The organism is Kolteria novifilia, from assembly GCA_007748055.1.
Classification (GTDB): domain Bacteria; phylum Planctomycetota; class Planctomycetia; order Kolteriales; family Kolteriaceae; genus Kolteria; species Kolteria novifilia.
In genome coordinates, this window is sequence record CP036279.1 from 281,680 (window position 1) to 297,096 (window position 15,417).

The 15,417-nt window shown below is 62.0% G+C and carries 7 protein-coding genes; 3 read left to right on the forward strand and 4 right to left on the reverse strand.

Translation table 11 applies throughout. From position 1 onward, the window contains the following. Positions 1-461: 461 nt before the first annotated feature. The 3 genes from Pan216_RS00995 to Pan216_RS01005 all read left to right on the forward strand — a co-directional run bounded on the left by Pan216_RS00995 (position 462) and on the right by Pan216_RS01005 (position 5,117). Positions 462-1,229 (forward strand): IclR family transcriptional regulator, encoded by a 768-nt coding sequence (locus tag Pan216_RS00995; RefSeq protein WP_419193126.1) that lies wholly within the window; start codon positions 462-464, stop codon positions 1,227-1,229. After that, on the forward strand, positions 1,226-3,607 hold the full coding sequence (locus Pan216_RS01000; protein WP_145253551.1) for a PSD1 and planctomycete cytochrome C domain-containing protein: 2,382 nt from the start codon (positions 1,226-1,228) through the stop codon (positions 3,605-3,607). The genes Pan216_RS00995 and Pan216_RS01000 overlap by 4 nt, the downstream gene beginning before the upstream one ends. Positions 3,608-3,710: 103 nt before the next feature. Next, positions 3,711-5,117 (forward strand): DUF1501 domain-containing protein, encoded by a 1,407-nt coding sequence (locus Pan216_RS01005; protein ID WP_419193127.1) that lies wholly within the window; start codon positions 3,711-3,713, stop codon positions 5,115-5,117. A gap of 35 nt (positions 5,118-5,152) precedes the next feature. Here Pan216_RS01005 and Pan216_RS01010 read toward each other — a convergent pair whose 3' ends face one another. The 4 genes from Pan216_RS01010 to Pan216_RS01025 form a co-directional block, all read right to left on the reverse strand. Beyond that, positions 5,153-7,798 (reverse strand): HAD-IIB family hydrolase, encoded by a 2,646-nt coding sequence (locus Pan216_RS01010; protein ID WP_145253553.1) that lies wholly within the window; start codon positions 7,796-7,798, stop codon positions 5,153-5,155. Between the two features lie 41 nt (positions 7,799-7,839). Further along, the gene (locus tag Pan216_RS01015) at positions 7,840-9,807 is read right to left on the reverse strand and encodes an alpha-amylase family glycosyl hydrolase (RefSeq protein ID WP_145253556.1); all 1,968 of its coding nucleotides are present in this window, start codon (positions 9,805-9,807) and stop codon (positions 7,840-7,842) included. Continuing rightward, complete coding sequence (locus tag Pan216_RS01020) at positions 9,804-11,984, reverse strand: HAD-IIB family hydrolase (protein ID WP_145263522.1); 2,181 nt, start codon at positions 11,982-11,984, stop codon at positions 9,804-9,806. Before Pan216_RS01020 ends, Pan216_RS01015 begins: the two co-directional genes overlap by 4 nt. A 447-nt stretch (positions 11,985-12,431) precedes the next feature. Next, on the reverse strand, positions 12,432-15,266 hold the full coding sequence (locus Pan216_RS01025; RefSeq protein ID WP_145253559.1) for a hypothetical protein: 2,835 nt from the start codon (positions 15,264-15,266) through the stop codon (positions 12,432-12,434). Positions 15,267-15,417: the final 151 nt, after the last annotated feature.

Below are 15,417 nucleotides of genomic sequence, written 5' to 3' on the forward strand. Positions count from 1 at the left end.
TTCGTCTGAATCGGGGGAAGATGGCGATCAATGGCGCCCGCGGAGACCGAGCCCACCTCACGCCGCCTGGTCCGTGGTCCTTTCCACGGCAGTCGAGCCGACACAGATGCCGACGTCGTCGGACAACGCCCAGTCATCGGGAGTGACTCCGGGCTTATCCGACGGCAAGCGATCTACCTCGGCCGAATGCATGTAGCAGCGCACAATTGAGCCCATTATTCACATCGCACCCATCACCTGCAATATAAAATGCACGATACGCGCCGGGAAGCGAAGGTCGATCCGACCAATTTGTCGGCCTACGACGATGGACGCGTCATTCGGTGTCCGATCGGACGGTGATCGGCCTGATTGAGGCGAGATCGGAGATTTTATGGCCAGCGACTTGACACCCCCACGCTCCAGCGGGTATCCGTATATGAAATTGATTTCCCATACGAAATACCTGGGAGCCCTCCTCCTTGACCACGAAGCAGACATTCTCGGTCCCGAATCTTCAGCGAGGAATGGCCGTGCTCGAGTTCCTCGCCTCGCAAGAGGGTTCGGCGACGATCGCCGAGTTAAGTGAACGGTTGGGCATTCCGACGGCGTCGGCGTTCCGCATCACCGGCGCGTTGACCGAAATGGGTTATCTCCGGCGTGACCCGGCCTCGAAGAGGTTCTCGTTGACGAACAAGCTGCTGCTCCTGGGACAACCCTTGGGCAGGGATCGCGGCTTGGTCGAGAGCGCCCTTCCCGCGATGCGCGGCCTGCGAAAGGCGACCGGGGAGACGACCCAGCTTTGCTGCCTGGTCGAAACCGACATCGTGGTCCTCGAGCAGTTGGTCGCCCTTCATCCCTTCAAGTACACCGTCGATCTGGGAGCACGCGTCCCGAGCTACAGTTGTGCGCCCGGCAAAGCGATCATCGCCCATCTGCCCCCGGCCGAGCGCGAGGAGCTCATCGAGCGACTTCCCTTCAAACGATTCACGCCCAACACCATCACCTCGCGTCGCGCTTTTCGCGAGGAGATCGAGCAGATCATCCAAACGGGCTACGCTCTCGATCGCGCGGAAGGTCTGGAGGGGATTCACTGCGTCGCGGCGGCAATCCGCGGCCGCGATGGCTACGCTGTCGGCGGCTTGACGATCGCGGGCCCGTCGTCACGGCTGCCTGAGTCGGCGTTCGAACGGCTGGGAGAAGTGGTCAACCAGGCGGCCTCGAAAGCGGAGCATCAGTTCCTGTCATGAACCCATCACGCCTCGATTCTCGCCCACCCATCGCGACGCCCAACGGATTCGCCCTTCCGTTCGCCGCGATCGCGTCCCTCGCCCTGACGATTCTCCTTCCCCCAACATCTCGCCCGGCGTTCGCGGCATCGGAACCAATGGCCAATGCGATGGAATTCTTCGAAACGAGTGTTCGCCCACTCTTGGCGAAGCACTGTTTCGAGTGCCACAGCGGTCAATCGAAGACGCTACAAGCGAGCTTGCGTCTCGACAGTCGCTCCGGGATGCTCGAAGGGGGCGACAGCGGCCCGAGCGTGGTTCCCGGCAAACCGGGAGAGTCCCTTCTCCTCGACGCCATCCGGTGGGAGTCTTGGGAGATGCCACCCGACGGCAAGCTCAAGCCCAAGGAGATCGCGGCCCTAACACGCTGGGTGGAGATAGGGGCGCCCTGGCCAGGAGAAGAGACGCCCAGCCGCAAGGCGACGAGGAAACCAGCCTACGACTGGCAGAAGGCTCGCGAGCATTGGGCGTTCAAGCCGGTCAAACGGCCGGTCCCTCCCACGGTCGAGGATCACTCCTGGTGCCGCAACGCGATCGACGCCTTCGTCCTCGCGCGGCTTGAAGGGGCGACGCTGACGCCATCGAAAGAGGCCGATCGACGAACCCTCCTCCGTCGGCTCTCCTTCGATCTTCTTGGCATTCCCCCCACGCCCGAGGAGATTGAGCGGTTTCTCGCCGACAACGATCCCGACGCCTATGAGCGACTGATCGGCCGCTTGCTCGACTCTCCGCGTTATGGGGAGCGATGGGGACGTCACTGGCTGGATGTCGCCCGCTACAGCGAGGGTTATGGTGGGTTTCAGGACTCGCAGCCTCTTCCCAACGCGTGGCGCTATCGCGATTGGGTGGTTCGCTCATTGAACCGCGATCTCCCCTATGACGCGTTTCTGAGGCAACAGGTCGCCGGCGACCTCCTCGATGCGGCGGAGGCCTTTCTTGGCTCGGGGTTCTTCGCGCTCGGTCCGACCTATCGTTCCGACGGAGGAGACCCCGACGGTGTCGCTCTGGCGAAGGCGGAGACACTCAACGACCGCGTCGACACCCTCTCGCGCGGCCTCCTCGGATTGACGGTGGCTTGTTCGCGCTGTCACGATCACAAGTTCGATCCTATCCCGCAGACCGACTACTACGCCTTGGCCGGCATTTTCGAGAACACGGCGGTCCGGGAGTTCCCGCTGGTGCCGGCTTCCGTGGTGGACGCCTACAACGACCACCAGAAGCGAATCCGCGAACTTGACCAGCGCCTTCGCGAAGAAACGAAACGGCTGGCCAAGGAGAAGCGAAAGCCAAACGCGGAGGAATCGGAAGCGATAGCGAATTGGCGGGGGGAGCTCGACAAGCTGCGAGCGTCGCTTCCCGCAAAGTATCCATTCGCTCACATCTTGACCGACACGGGCAGCCGTGACATGCCTCTAGCAATTCGAGGGAACTTGCTCCGCCCCGGAGCGCCGGTCGCGCGACGATTCCTGACGGTTCTATCCCCAACGGAAACGCCTCCCTTCCAAAGCGGCAGTGGACGCCGCGAGTTGGCCGACGCCTTGGTTGATCGTGGCAACCCGCTGACCGCTCGCGTCTTCGTCAATCGCGTCTGGCAGTGGCATTTTGGCAAGGGGCTCGTACGCACGCCGAGCAACTTCGGCGCGTTGGGCAGTCCCCCCACTCACCCGGAACTGCTCGACTGGTTGGCGGCGGACTTCATGGATCACGGCTGGTCGATCAAGCATCTGCATCGAACCATTCTCCTTTCGTCGACCTACCGTCAGTCGGCCGCCTTCGATCGTCGTGCGTTCGCGACCGATGGTGAAAACGAACTCGTTTGGCGAATGAACCCTCGACGACTCGACGCGGAATCTCTCCGAGACGCGTTGCTTCACGTCACGGGAGAACTCGACACGAGCGTTGGAGGACCATCGGACGCGAAGTTTTCGAAGAGTCGCCGACGAACCCTGTACTCGTCGATCAGCCGAAACGGGGATCGTCTCGAAGCGGATCGTTTTCTCCGCCTCTTCGACCTACCGGCGCCGCGGGAAACGATCGCCGAACGCCCAAGCAGCACCGTACCGCAGCAGTTCCTCTTCTTCCTCAACAGCGCGTTCATGCGTGAGCGAGCAACGGCTCTGGTCGACCGGTTGCAACACGAAGGCATCTCCGGCGACGACGAACGCATCGCGCGTGCTTACTCGTTGCTCTACGGACGGCCGCCAACGACAACGGAGATCGAGGTGGCGCGACGCTATTTGGATAACGCTGCTTCTTCCGACCACGACGCGACACACCAGCGGTGGGTTCGCTACGCACAGGTACTGTTGAGCGCGAACGAGTTTCTCCATGTTCGCTGAGCCGTCGTGAGTGGGTTCGCGGCGGACTCACTCCATCCGACTCTCACGTAACACGATCGCCATGAAGTGAAGGTCCAATGTCATGAATCACCGGCGACCCACCATGCGTCCGACCAGACGGCAGATGCTGCACCAGCTCGGCGCCGGCTTCGGCTCGCTCGGCCTCGCGAACGTCTTGGCGAATGCCGGACTCCTCAGCCACGCTCAAGCCGAGACGGCATCGCCACTGGCGCCGAAGAAGCCACACTTTCCCTCGAAGGTGAAGCACGTTATTCAACTCTTCATGCCGGGCGGCCCATCACACGTCGACACCTTTGACCACAAGCCCATGATCGCCAAACATGCCGGTGAACGGCCGAAGATTGTCGATCGCCGGTCGCTGCGAAACACGAAGAACGGCTTGATGCCGTCCCCCTTCGCCTTCATTCGCCACGGCGAGTGTGGCAAGTGGGTCAGCGAGATCTTCCCCAACGTTGCCAAGTGCGTCGACGACATCTGCTTCATTCACTCGATGCATACGGACATTCCCGAACATGCCGGGGCCATCTTGATGATGAACGCCGGGCATCTACAGCCGACGCGACCGAGCCTCGGTTCGTGGCTCGTCTATGGACTGGGCACGGAGAACGACAACCTGCCGGGCTTCGTCGCGATGAGCCCCCGAGCCCAGCCGCGTGGGAAACTCGCCAATTGGAGCAATTCGTTCCTTCCCGGCGCCTTTGCCGGCACCTACGTCAACGTCCACGAGATGAAGCCCGACGCCGTCCTATCCAATCTCGTCAACCGGGACCTCGGCCGGACGGAGCAGCGACGGCAGGTCGATCTACTCACGAAGCTCAATCGGATGCAGCTCGAACGACTCGAACAGGACCAACAGCTCGAAGCGAGCATTCAAACGATGGAGATGGCGTTTCGCATGCAGTTCGCCGTGCCGGACGCCTTCGACGTCTCGCGTGAGTCGCAGGCGACGCGCGAACTCTACGGCGACACCGAGTACGCCAAGGGGTGCCTGCTCGCGAGGCGCTTGATTGAGCGAGGCGTGCGAATGGTCCAGCTTTCGCATTCGATCGATGGTTACGACATCGCCTGGGACACGGGGCACCACGACATCAAGGGTGGGCACACCAAGCTCGCCCAGGCATGCGACCAAGGCATCGCGGCGTTGCTGGTCGACCTCAAGGCTCGCGGCCTCTGGGACGAAACGCTCGTCATGTGGGGTGGCGAGTTCGGTCGAGCGCCCACCTCCGAACAAAAGAACGGACGCGACCACGACCACTACGGCTTTACGGTCTGGCTCGCCGGCGGGGCCGTCAAGGGAGGCTTCAGCTATGGGGCGACCGACGAGTTCGGCCTGAGCGCCGTCGAGAAACGCGTGCACGTTCACGACCTGCACGCGACCGTGCTTCACCTCTTGGGCCTCGACCACGAGCAGTTGACCTATCGCTACAGCGGGCGCGACTATCGGCTGACCGACGTTCACGGACGGGTCGTTCGCGACATCCTCGCTTAACAGCCCGTTGATCTCATCGTTGGAGAGTCTCGGCGTCAGAGTTCCAACGCGGAAGAGGTTGACATCACCACCGCCTGGTTGGGCCCTAGTGACAATCGAGCATCACCGGCCGCATCGACGCCGGCGGTCGCCAGCACGATCTCCCCCTCGCGATCGATGGTGATCACCGGCGCGCTCGACTGCGACGGAGCCGTCAACCGAGACACGACCACGACGGAACCACCTTCCGCGCAGGTATACGCGAAGCCGAAGAGGCCGTCCGAGTGATCACCCCGGACCTCAAGTCGGTCCGCCGCCAACCAACCTTGAGCGACTCCCAGACGACGAAGCGTCAACAGCGACTGATACCATCGCCTGGTCGTGTCGTCTCGGTCGACCGCCTGACTCAACTTGGCCCGCTCGAACGCCTCCGGAGAGGAGGGAGCGAGAAAGTCGTCGCGCTGTGGGGGCGGGTACTCCCTCGCGCGGCCCTCGTCGACAGCGTCGCGAATCGACTTGTCGCCAAAGTCGGCGAAGAACGGGAAGGGCGCTTCGGCCGAGGTCTCTTCCCCCATGAAGAGCATGGGAATGCTGGGATAGAGTAGCGTCAACGTCGCCGCGGCGCGTTGAAAGTCGGTCGAGGTCAACTGATGGAGTCGGCTGCCGCTCGGATGATTTCCGACCGAGTCGTGAGTTTGGAGCGAGATCACCAGCGAGCTGACGTCACCGACTTCCTTCTCCACGCCCAAAGAGGGATCATCGTGTCTCCACGGGCGATGGACGGTGTCGATTCCCCGAAACACGTAGCCGTAGCGAAGCGCCTCCACCACGTCCGAAGCTCCACGGTAGCGGCGATTTGTCAACTGGACTTCGGGACGCGCCAACGAGTAGATCGCGTGCAACATGCAGTCACCCCAAAGAGCGTCGTAGGCGCGGCGCCGCTCCGTCGACGACACCAAGTGGGGATCGTAGACGTTGGTCTCGGCAATCAGGTGCAACTGACGTGGGACCGTGTCGGCGTAGTCGGCGACGACACGGCTAATCTCGTCGAGGATCGAGGGCTGCCGTTCGTCCTCGATGTAGTGAACCGCGTCAAGTCGCAACCCATCGAGGTGAAACGCGTCGAGCCAATAGAGCACGTTCTCGAGCACGAACGCTCGCACCGTCTCGCAATGGGGACCGTCGAAGTTGGGAGCACCTCCCCATGGCGAGTGATGTCGCTCGGAGATGTAGGGACCGAACTCAGACAGGTAGTTTCCTTCGGGACCGACATGGTTGTAGACCACGTCGAGAATGACGGCGAACCCCTCGCGATGACACGCGTCGACAAAGCCCTTGAACTGGTCGACGCCGCCGTAGGTATTGCAAACGGCAAAGAGATCAACCCCATCATACCCCCAGTTCCAGCGACCCGGCGCTTGCGCGACCGGCATAATCTCGATCGCGTTAACGCCCAACTCCTTGAGCTCGGCGAGTCGCTCTCCGGCGGCGAGAAAGGTCCCTTCCTCAGTAAACGCACCAACATGCAGTTCGTAGATCACCAAGTTTCGTTTGGCGATTCCCTTCCAGTCGCCATCACTCCACGGAAACGACTCGTGATCGATCACCATGGAGGGCCCGTGTACCCCTTCGGGCTGGAAGTGCGCCGCGGGATCGGGACGAGAGGTGCTTCCATCGAGCCGGTAGAAATAGCGGCTTCCGGGCGCGACCCCATCCAAGCACCCGCGGAAGAAGCCATCGTCACTCCGCGCGAGCGGGACGCGGCGATGTCCCGAAGGGGACTCGTCGAGCAATTCGACCTCGATGCTCTCGCAACCGGGAGCCCATACGCGAAACCCCGTCCTGTCGCACCCGACCGGGGTCGCTCCAAAGCGATGGAGACCCGCGTCGTGAACTCCCTCGGCGAGACCAAACCAACGGCAGCCCTCCAAGACACCGCTGGTCGCGAGTGCCTTTGCCAGGTAGAGACGGTGGTTCCATCCCGCATCACGATGGGCGTCGTACACCCGCCGGGCGAGCGACCGATCGGCGTTCCCGACCAGGATCGCGCGAAAGCCCGCGGTCAGGGCCGCCAGATCATTGCCCGAATCGCCGGAGAAGACAATCGACTCCGGATCCCATCCGTTGAACGCGACCCACCACGACAAGGCGTGGGCCTTCGAGACCCGGGCGGGAAGAAGGTCGATCAGGCCATCCCCATTGAACGGATCGACGCTGGCGATGATCGAATAGGGGGCGCTCGTCTCGCCAAGACGTGCCTGAATCCGATCGGTCAACGCTGCGAGACGACCTGCGTCGACGTAGTAGCTCAGTTTGAATCGCCCCTGCTTCTCCTCCTCTTGCAACCGGAGGCCATCGATGTCGTTCAACTGTTCCCGAAGGCTCGCGATCGGCATCGTGGCGACCAGCTCGGCTTCGTGTTCTTGGTACGCATCGACCTGCCCGTAGCCTCCCGGCTCGCGTTTGTAGATCGACGAGCCGACATCGCAGATGATCCACTCGGGCGAAGGGAGTTGGTGCTGGCCGATGGCGTCGAGGACCGATTCGAGGTGCCGACCCGTCACGAAGACCAACGTGACGTCGTTGGCGACGAGTTGCCGCTCGAGCTGGCGCAGGTCTTCGCGATTGCCAGCGACTCCCTCGAGCGGGATGAAGGTCCCGTCCAAGTCGGTAGCCAGAACGCGCGTGGTTGGTCGCATCATCTTGCGGCGCTCCGCATCGGGTGGGTCGGTGTCGGCTCGGGTCAGCTTCGGTTGAGCCAGAGGATTTGGTAGGGTTCGAGTTGGACCGGTTCCGAAGTCGCGTGAGTCTTCCCCTGGATCACATCGACGAAAAAGCGGCCCAGGCCGACGGTCCGCAGGCGGTTGCCGTCGACTTGTTGGGGCGTCTCGGAGAAGTTGGCGAGGACGATCAAGCGATGCCCCTCCCAAATCCGCACGTAGCCGAGCAATTGTCGGTTCGCGGTCGCCAGCAACTCCATCTTCTGGCCCGCCAGGGCGGGGAGTGTCTTTCGCAAACTGATGAGCTTCTGCGTTGAACGGTAGATGCGTCGGCGAATGGAACCGTGTTCGGCGCCGATGGTGTCGTCGAGTTCCTCGAGAAACTCCCACTTCATCTTGGGTCGATGAATCCACCGAGAGTCACCCGCTTTCGCGGGATCCTTGACGAAGTCGTAGTCGTTGAGCATTCCCCACTCTTCGCCTAGGTAGAGGAGCGGAATTCCGCCAATGCTCAGGGTGATGCCGTGCAGGAGCATCATCCGGCGAATCGCGAATTCCTTCTTCTCCTCGTCCTCCTCCTCGATCGCTTGCTCGAGCCCCGCGAGAGACGCCATCGTCCCGGAGATGCGCATATCGCCGGTGACGGCGTTCTCCTGAAACGGGACTCCACGAGCGAACGATCCGGCGAACTGGCCGGTGTAGAACTGGTTGAGGAACTGCCGGTGATCGTAGGCGTTGATTCCGATGGCGTGGGCGTCGGCGTCGTCGAATGTCCACCCAATGTCGTCGTGGCAGCGGAGGTAATTCACCCAGGAGGTGTTCTCGGGCAACCGATAACGATGGCCGAGCGTCTGGACAAGCAGCCTCACGCTACGCGTCGCCAGCGACTCCCACAGTAGCGCCATCAGCGTCGGGTTGTAGGAGATCTGGCATTCGTGGGAACCGATATACTTGACGACCTCGTCGGGATGGACGATCGCTTCGGACTTGAAGATCAGCCCCGGCGCCGCGAGTCGCGCCATGAGGTTGAAGGCTTGAATCAGCGTGTGTGCCTCGGGCAAGTTTTCGCAATTGGTGCCCTTCCGCTTCCAGATGAAGGCGACCGCATCCAACCGAAGAACGTCGACCCCCGTATTCGCGATGAAGAGCATCTCCTCAAGCATGGCGTGGAAGACGGCGGGATTGCTGTAATTGAGGTCCCACTGAAAGCTGTTGAAGGTCGTCCACACCCAGCGGTGCATGCCGTCGTGCCAGGTGAAGTTCCCCTGGCGAACGGTCGGAAAGATCTCGCGCAGCGTCCGCTCGTATTCCTCGGGCTCCTGACGGTCCGGGAAGATGTAGTAGTAGTCTTGGAACTCGGGGATTCCCGACTGGGCCTGCATCGCCCATTCGTGATCATCGGACGTGTGGTTGAAGACGAAGTCGAGGACCAGGGAGATACCCGCCTCGCGCAGTTCCTTCGCAAACAACCGGAGATCGTCGATCGTCCCCAACCGAGGATCGACCGAACGGTAGTTGCTAATGGCGTAGCCGCCGTCGTTGTCTCCCGGGCGAACGGCGAAAAGGGGCATCAGGTGCAGGTAGCTGAGCCCAAGATCCTTGAAGTAGCCGACGTGATCGCGGAGCTTGCTCAGGTTCTCGCTGAAGAGATCGACATAGAGGGCGCCGCCGACGAGCTTCTCGGAAAGAAACCAATCGGGCTCATTGATCCGGTGGTGATCGAGAACGCAAAGGTCGTCGGATCGCTCCGACCAGGATCGCGCAGCGGTCATCAACACCCGCTCGAGATGGTAGATGAAGTCGTAGCACGATCCGTACAGGTGAAACAGCAGTCGAAACAGCGGACGCCAGTACTCGGCGAGTCGAAGGTCGAACTCGTGGCGCTTCGCGTCATCAACTTGACTCTCCAGCCAGACGTCGTCGAGCCTCGGCTGGAGTCGCTTTAGGGTCAGATCGGCCTTGTAGTCGAGATCATCGGCTGCGGGGCTCATTCGATACGATCATTGGGAATCACGATTTTTCCGAGAAAGTTGTAGTATTCGATGCCCTCAAGAATGCCAGCGGCATGCGCTTTGTGGGCGAAATAAATTCTAGGCAAGTTTCGCAAGCGGTTCAGTTCCGCGCTGTGATTGCCCACCACGACGCCGAGGGTTCGGCCGAGAAGCATCCCCGCGTCGTTGCCGGAATCGCCCGCCACCAAGACATGCTCCGGAGCGAACCCCCACTTCCAGAGGACGTGACGCATCGACATGTCACTCCCGCCTCGGACCGGGATGACGTCGAGATACATTCCCAACGACAACACCACCTTCGCCCGCAAGCCCGCTTCCCGAAGGATCTTCTTGATCGCCGTCGTCTTGGGAGACTTCTTGACGTCGATCTCGTAGCTGACCTTGAACTCCGACTGATGCTCGTCGGGTTGCCGGTAGAACCCCGGAAGCTCGTCGAGCACCCGTTCGATTTCACTTCGCTTCCAAGCGTAGCCGATGTCCTTGCGCCAACTCAGATCGGGCGTCAGCCTTTCCCCGTAGTGCAGTTCCGTTCCCGCTCCCGTGTCGACGAGATCGGGTTGCGGAAGCCCCAGTTCCTCGATCAACCCCATGGCGCTTTGCAACGTCCGCCCGGTCGAGACGCCGAAACCAACGTGCTCGTTGTCCCGAATCAACTCGTTGAACTCGGCGAGCGAAGCGTCGTCCCCGGTAAGCGTGTTGTCCAGATCGGTGATGATCAGTCGATCGAACTCCGGCAGGCGCCGCGACGACTGCTTCTGGGACAACGTCGGAGCGGGAGCATGCTCGAAGATATCGTTGATATCGCGCAAGTAGCGTTTCGCGTGCTTGGTCCACGAATAGTGCTCGCGGGTGCCACTGATACCGTTGGCGGACCACTCATCCCACTGTTCCGGTTCCGTCAACGCGCGAAGCAGCGCCCGTTTGATCGCTTCATCATCCATCGGATCGACGAGAATCCCATTGCGACAGTTCGCGATGATGTCCCGTGGGCCGCCGTCGTTGGTCGCGACAATCGGCAGGCCCGAAGCACCAGCCTCCAATAACGTCAACCCGAACGGCTCGGTCAGGGCCGGATTGATGAAAACGCCTCGCCGAGACGCGACAAGCCGGTAGAGCTCCGGCACGTCGTCGGGCGAGTGACTCTTCGGATAGGCGACGCGGCCGTACAAGTCGTAGCGGTCGATGAGGTGCAGCACGCCGTTGATGACCGAGTGCTGCTCCCTGGGAAGCTGGTTGAGATCGTCTCGCGTACCCATCACCAAGACAAGGTTCGCCTGCTCCTGCAGTTCCTCCGACTCCCCGAAGACGCGAACCAGCGTCGCGAGGTTCTTGCGCTCGTCCGGACGGGCCATCGCGAGGATCATCGGTTTGGAGGGATCGCGAAGGAATCGATCGAGATCGTCGGCGATCCGCGGCCGCTGCCAGCCCTCGACGACGGGCGAGAAGGACGAAAGATCGACGCCTGGCGGGATCACCTCCATCCGCGAAGGGACGTAGTGGTCGTAAAGCTCGTATTGCTGTTCGACCTCTTGATTGGTGCTCGTCACCACCATCGAGGCCGTCTCGAGCGCGATCTCCTCCGCTTCGATACGCTGCGTGAACTTGTACTTGCGTTCGAGCGTCTGCGGGTTCGCCTTGCCGACCGTCATACGCTGCCGCTTGACGCGACCCAGGGAATGTCCCGTAAATACGAACGGAATGTGCAGGAGCCTGGCGAGTTGTGACCCGGCATAGCCCGCGTCGGCGTAGTGGGCATGGATGATGTCGGGCAGCCCGGTGCGACGAAAGTGGGGAAGGGTTTGATCAATGAAGAACTCCAAGTACGGCCAAAGGGCCTCCTTGCGCAAGTAGCGCTTCGGACCGAACGGGATCCGCACGATCTTGGCGTTCTCCGCGATGGACTCTTCCACCTTCGCGTAGTCATCGCTCACCTTGGGGTCGACGATCTGTCGAGTGAGGAGTTCGACTTCGCGGACTTCGGAACGGGCCGCAAGCTCGCGGGCCAGCTCCAACACGTACTTGATCTGCCCGCCGGTGTCGGCATCGCGACCCAACTCGGGATCGTGTGCGCGAATCAACCCGTGCAGGCTGATTAATGAAATCTTCAACTTGCCGGCCTTTTGCGGAGGAGGTTCTGTTTCGCAGTCGGAAAGCATCGCGGGAGCTTCGTCGGTCAACGGTGACGACATCGTTGTTCCTAGCTTTTGAGGTTCGGCTCGTTGCGGACGTCCCCTGACTCAAACCATACGTTGGGCAAGTAGGGCCACTGCCAGAGTGGCTCGCTGTAGGGGCTAAGGAATATTGGCGGACTTGGGAATGGATCGATGGAAATCTGTCCTCAGTTCGAGGCAGTGCGTCTTCTATTTCGCGTTCGAGGATACAGGTTTTCTCGTCGGGACGCAACTCTTGCAACCGATTGCCGGTCGTTAAGCGGACACCAAAGTCTATACGTGCTCGTCAAGGACGCAACGATCAACTCCCCCGATCAACGTCCCCTCGCTCGCGTTCGCCACGACTCTTCAATACAACCGTCGCGATCGCCCCAGTACCCCCAAATGGTCGACCGCGCCGAACATGCGGGTCGTGTACGTCCCTCCCGTCCACTAGGAAATCCGGAAATGGGAGATCTCCCCCGTATCGGACACGAGCACGAATTGATCCGCCTCGGGCCCTGGCAATACCGCGACGGGGCGAATGCCCGTCTGAAGATCGCTCGCCACGCGTTTTAATCGTTGATCGCGCGTGCTGTAAACCTCGCAGCAATGCTCGCTCGCCAAGATGACGTACCCTCCCTTGTTCAAACACGCGATCGGAGCGTCCATCTCCTCCGCGATCTCGTGTCCCTGTCCATCGGAGACACTTCCCCAATAGAACTTCGCCCCACGCGCGAAGGTGACCACGATCCGATCCCGGGTGTGCGGAGCCGAACCGACGATCGACACGATCCGCTGCTCGAACATCACGCCATCGACCGGATCCGTGTCGTTCCTCACCGCGTAGAGGAATTGATCGCACCCGACATAGACCAACGGCTCGCGAGCGAGGATCGGGTAGGGCCGAGGCCTCTCGGGATCTAGCGCGTCAACGTCGGTGGTACTGACCGTCGTGATCGAGGAGTCCTCCTCGGGAGTGGGGAGGGGCAGCGGACGAATCGGCCCGACCGTGCGAGTCGCCACCTGCTTGCCATCCCCACCAAGTGCGACCAAGTTGAGATGATCGAGCCGATGCTCCAAGACCCAAGTCATGCCCGAACTTCCGGTTGCCGCTCCGACGGTCGATTCCGTGGCATGGCCGAGACCACCCAACATCGCGTCCGCTCGACACGTGTCGGAAGGATAGAGATGCTCGCCTTTCTCGAAAGGCGCCTGTCCGACGGCATGGACGAGCAAGACGTGAACCGGTGTGCGCCCACCGCCCCGAGCACCCGTGAGCACGATCGGCGACTCCGTCCGCGCGGGAACGATCGGCCATCGCGCCAATCGTGTATCAACGCCGTTCCCATCACAGCGGCAAACGACGACGTGGCCTCGCTCGTGCGTCCCCGCGACGTAGAAGGTATCGCCCAAGGTGATCGCTTCCCGCCACGCCACAGCGGGATCCGGGAGCGGGATGGTCTTCACCAAGCGAGGCGCCGCTCCACGCCGTCGTTTGGCTCCGCTCCGCTTGTCCGAGATCCCACGCTCCCGCTCATAGCGTTCGCAGTCGCGCAGCAACAAGCGATCCTCCGGGGCGAGGGCCGCGATCGACTTTAACAGCTTGCGTTGACGATTGGGCGATGCTTCGGGAAGCAGCGCGGACGACATGACCACGGCGGTGTCACTCGCGAATCGCTGCACGGCCGGGTTCGGATACGAGCGGGCGTGCTGCGCCAAGACCGCGACGGCATCGACCGCCTGGTCCTGGGGCAACGACTGCGAGCGCAGCGTCGTGACCGTTTCGCTCGCCTCCTCATGTCGCCCCAGTCGGCCGAGGTGATCAAACAGTTTGTTGAGGCAGTGCCTCGCCCGGTCGGACTCGGGCCAACCGCCACGAAGCTCCGCGAGCCCCTCGTCCGGCGACGCCAGCTTCCCGAGTAGCAGCTCCGCCGCCCCCAGCCGATCGTGACGCTCTCGGTGCTTCTCCACCGCCAGGCGATACTGCGTTCGGGCCCGGTCGAACTGATCGAGCTTGGCGTAGAGATCGCCCGCTCTCTCATGTTCGCCGTGAGTCTCGTAGAGAGCCGCCGCCTCGGTCCAGAGCTGTCCCTGCTCCAGGCAACCGGCGGCTTTCAGCGGAAGCTTCAGCCGTTTCTCGTAGAGCGTCGCCGCCTCGCGCCAATGGCCCCCATCGACGAGCGCCCGAGCCGCCGCATCGTCGTCGCCCAGCAACTCCGCGAAGATGTACGCGGCCCGGCGATGCCTTCCGATCCGCATCTCCCGGTTGGCCAACTCGCGATAGCGGGCCTGAAGCCGGTACTGAACGTTCGCGTCGACGTCCCAAAAGTTCGCCGGGCCTCCACCACCGAGTCGCGAGAGATTGAAGTCGACCTCTCTCCGTTGCAGTTCCCTACGTGGCGTGGCGATGCCGCGATGGGCGTCACCTGTCAGCGGAAGAGCGTAGCGAAGGCCTTCGTCCGGATTCTCTTCGAGCATCTTGAGCAGCCGAAAGATCTCCCGGTCGCGGTCGTCGTTGATCCCCGGCGACGATCGCGCCAAGTATCGCAGCGCCCACTCCTCCAGTCGGTTCACCCAGGTCGGGTCGCTCGGTTTGGCCGGTAGACGCTGCGTGACCCAAACCGTCAGCTTCGCCACTGCGCGCGAGACGTGGCGCGACGCCGGAAAGCTCGACGTCGGGTTCGGTTCCTCCGGATGGGGCGGTAGCTCATCCAACGCGTCGGACTTCGTCCCGATGTCATCTTGCCCGTCGCGAAGAAGCGTCTCGATTGTCAACGAAAAGGCCGGGCCGAGAGAAACGATCCGCGGAGCGAGCCGCTCTCCCGGCATCGCACATCCCCAAGAGTCCCGCTGGGGCGCTTCCCACGAGAGGAGGTCCGCCACACCGAGTCGATCGTTCTCCTCGAAGGCCGTCAACCCAAGTGTTGGGTGCCACACGAACACTCGGTCTCCACCCAACTGCGTGGTCAGTTCGTCGTCGGACACCGCGGGATCGAAGCGAGCGGTCGTCGGGAGATAGAGCTGGCCCGCCACCAATCCGAACGGCACGCCTCGACCGACGCCAACCGCCGAGATCGCCTCCTCGGGTAGAACCGCGAGCAGTCCCGCTGGCGTCCGCTCCCTTGCGGAGCGTGGCACCACTAGCAGCTTGAGGGATGATTGCGCGACATCCCAGCTAGTCAGTTCTTCTAGCCATCCGCGCAGGTCGTTGCCCGGCAGATAAAGCGCGTGCGGTCGCCGAAGCGGCGTCGGGGCAAGCTCTATCGTCAGCGGCACGTTGATCATAGGAGTCGCTCGTTGTCTCCAAGCTCGCTCGTCACGCGATTCGCTCTGCGTCTTTGGGGCTCGCTCATCACGCGATTCGCTCTGCGTCTTTGGGGCTCGCTCATCACGCGATTCGCTCTGCGTCTTGGGGCTCGCTCATCACGCGATTCGC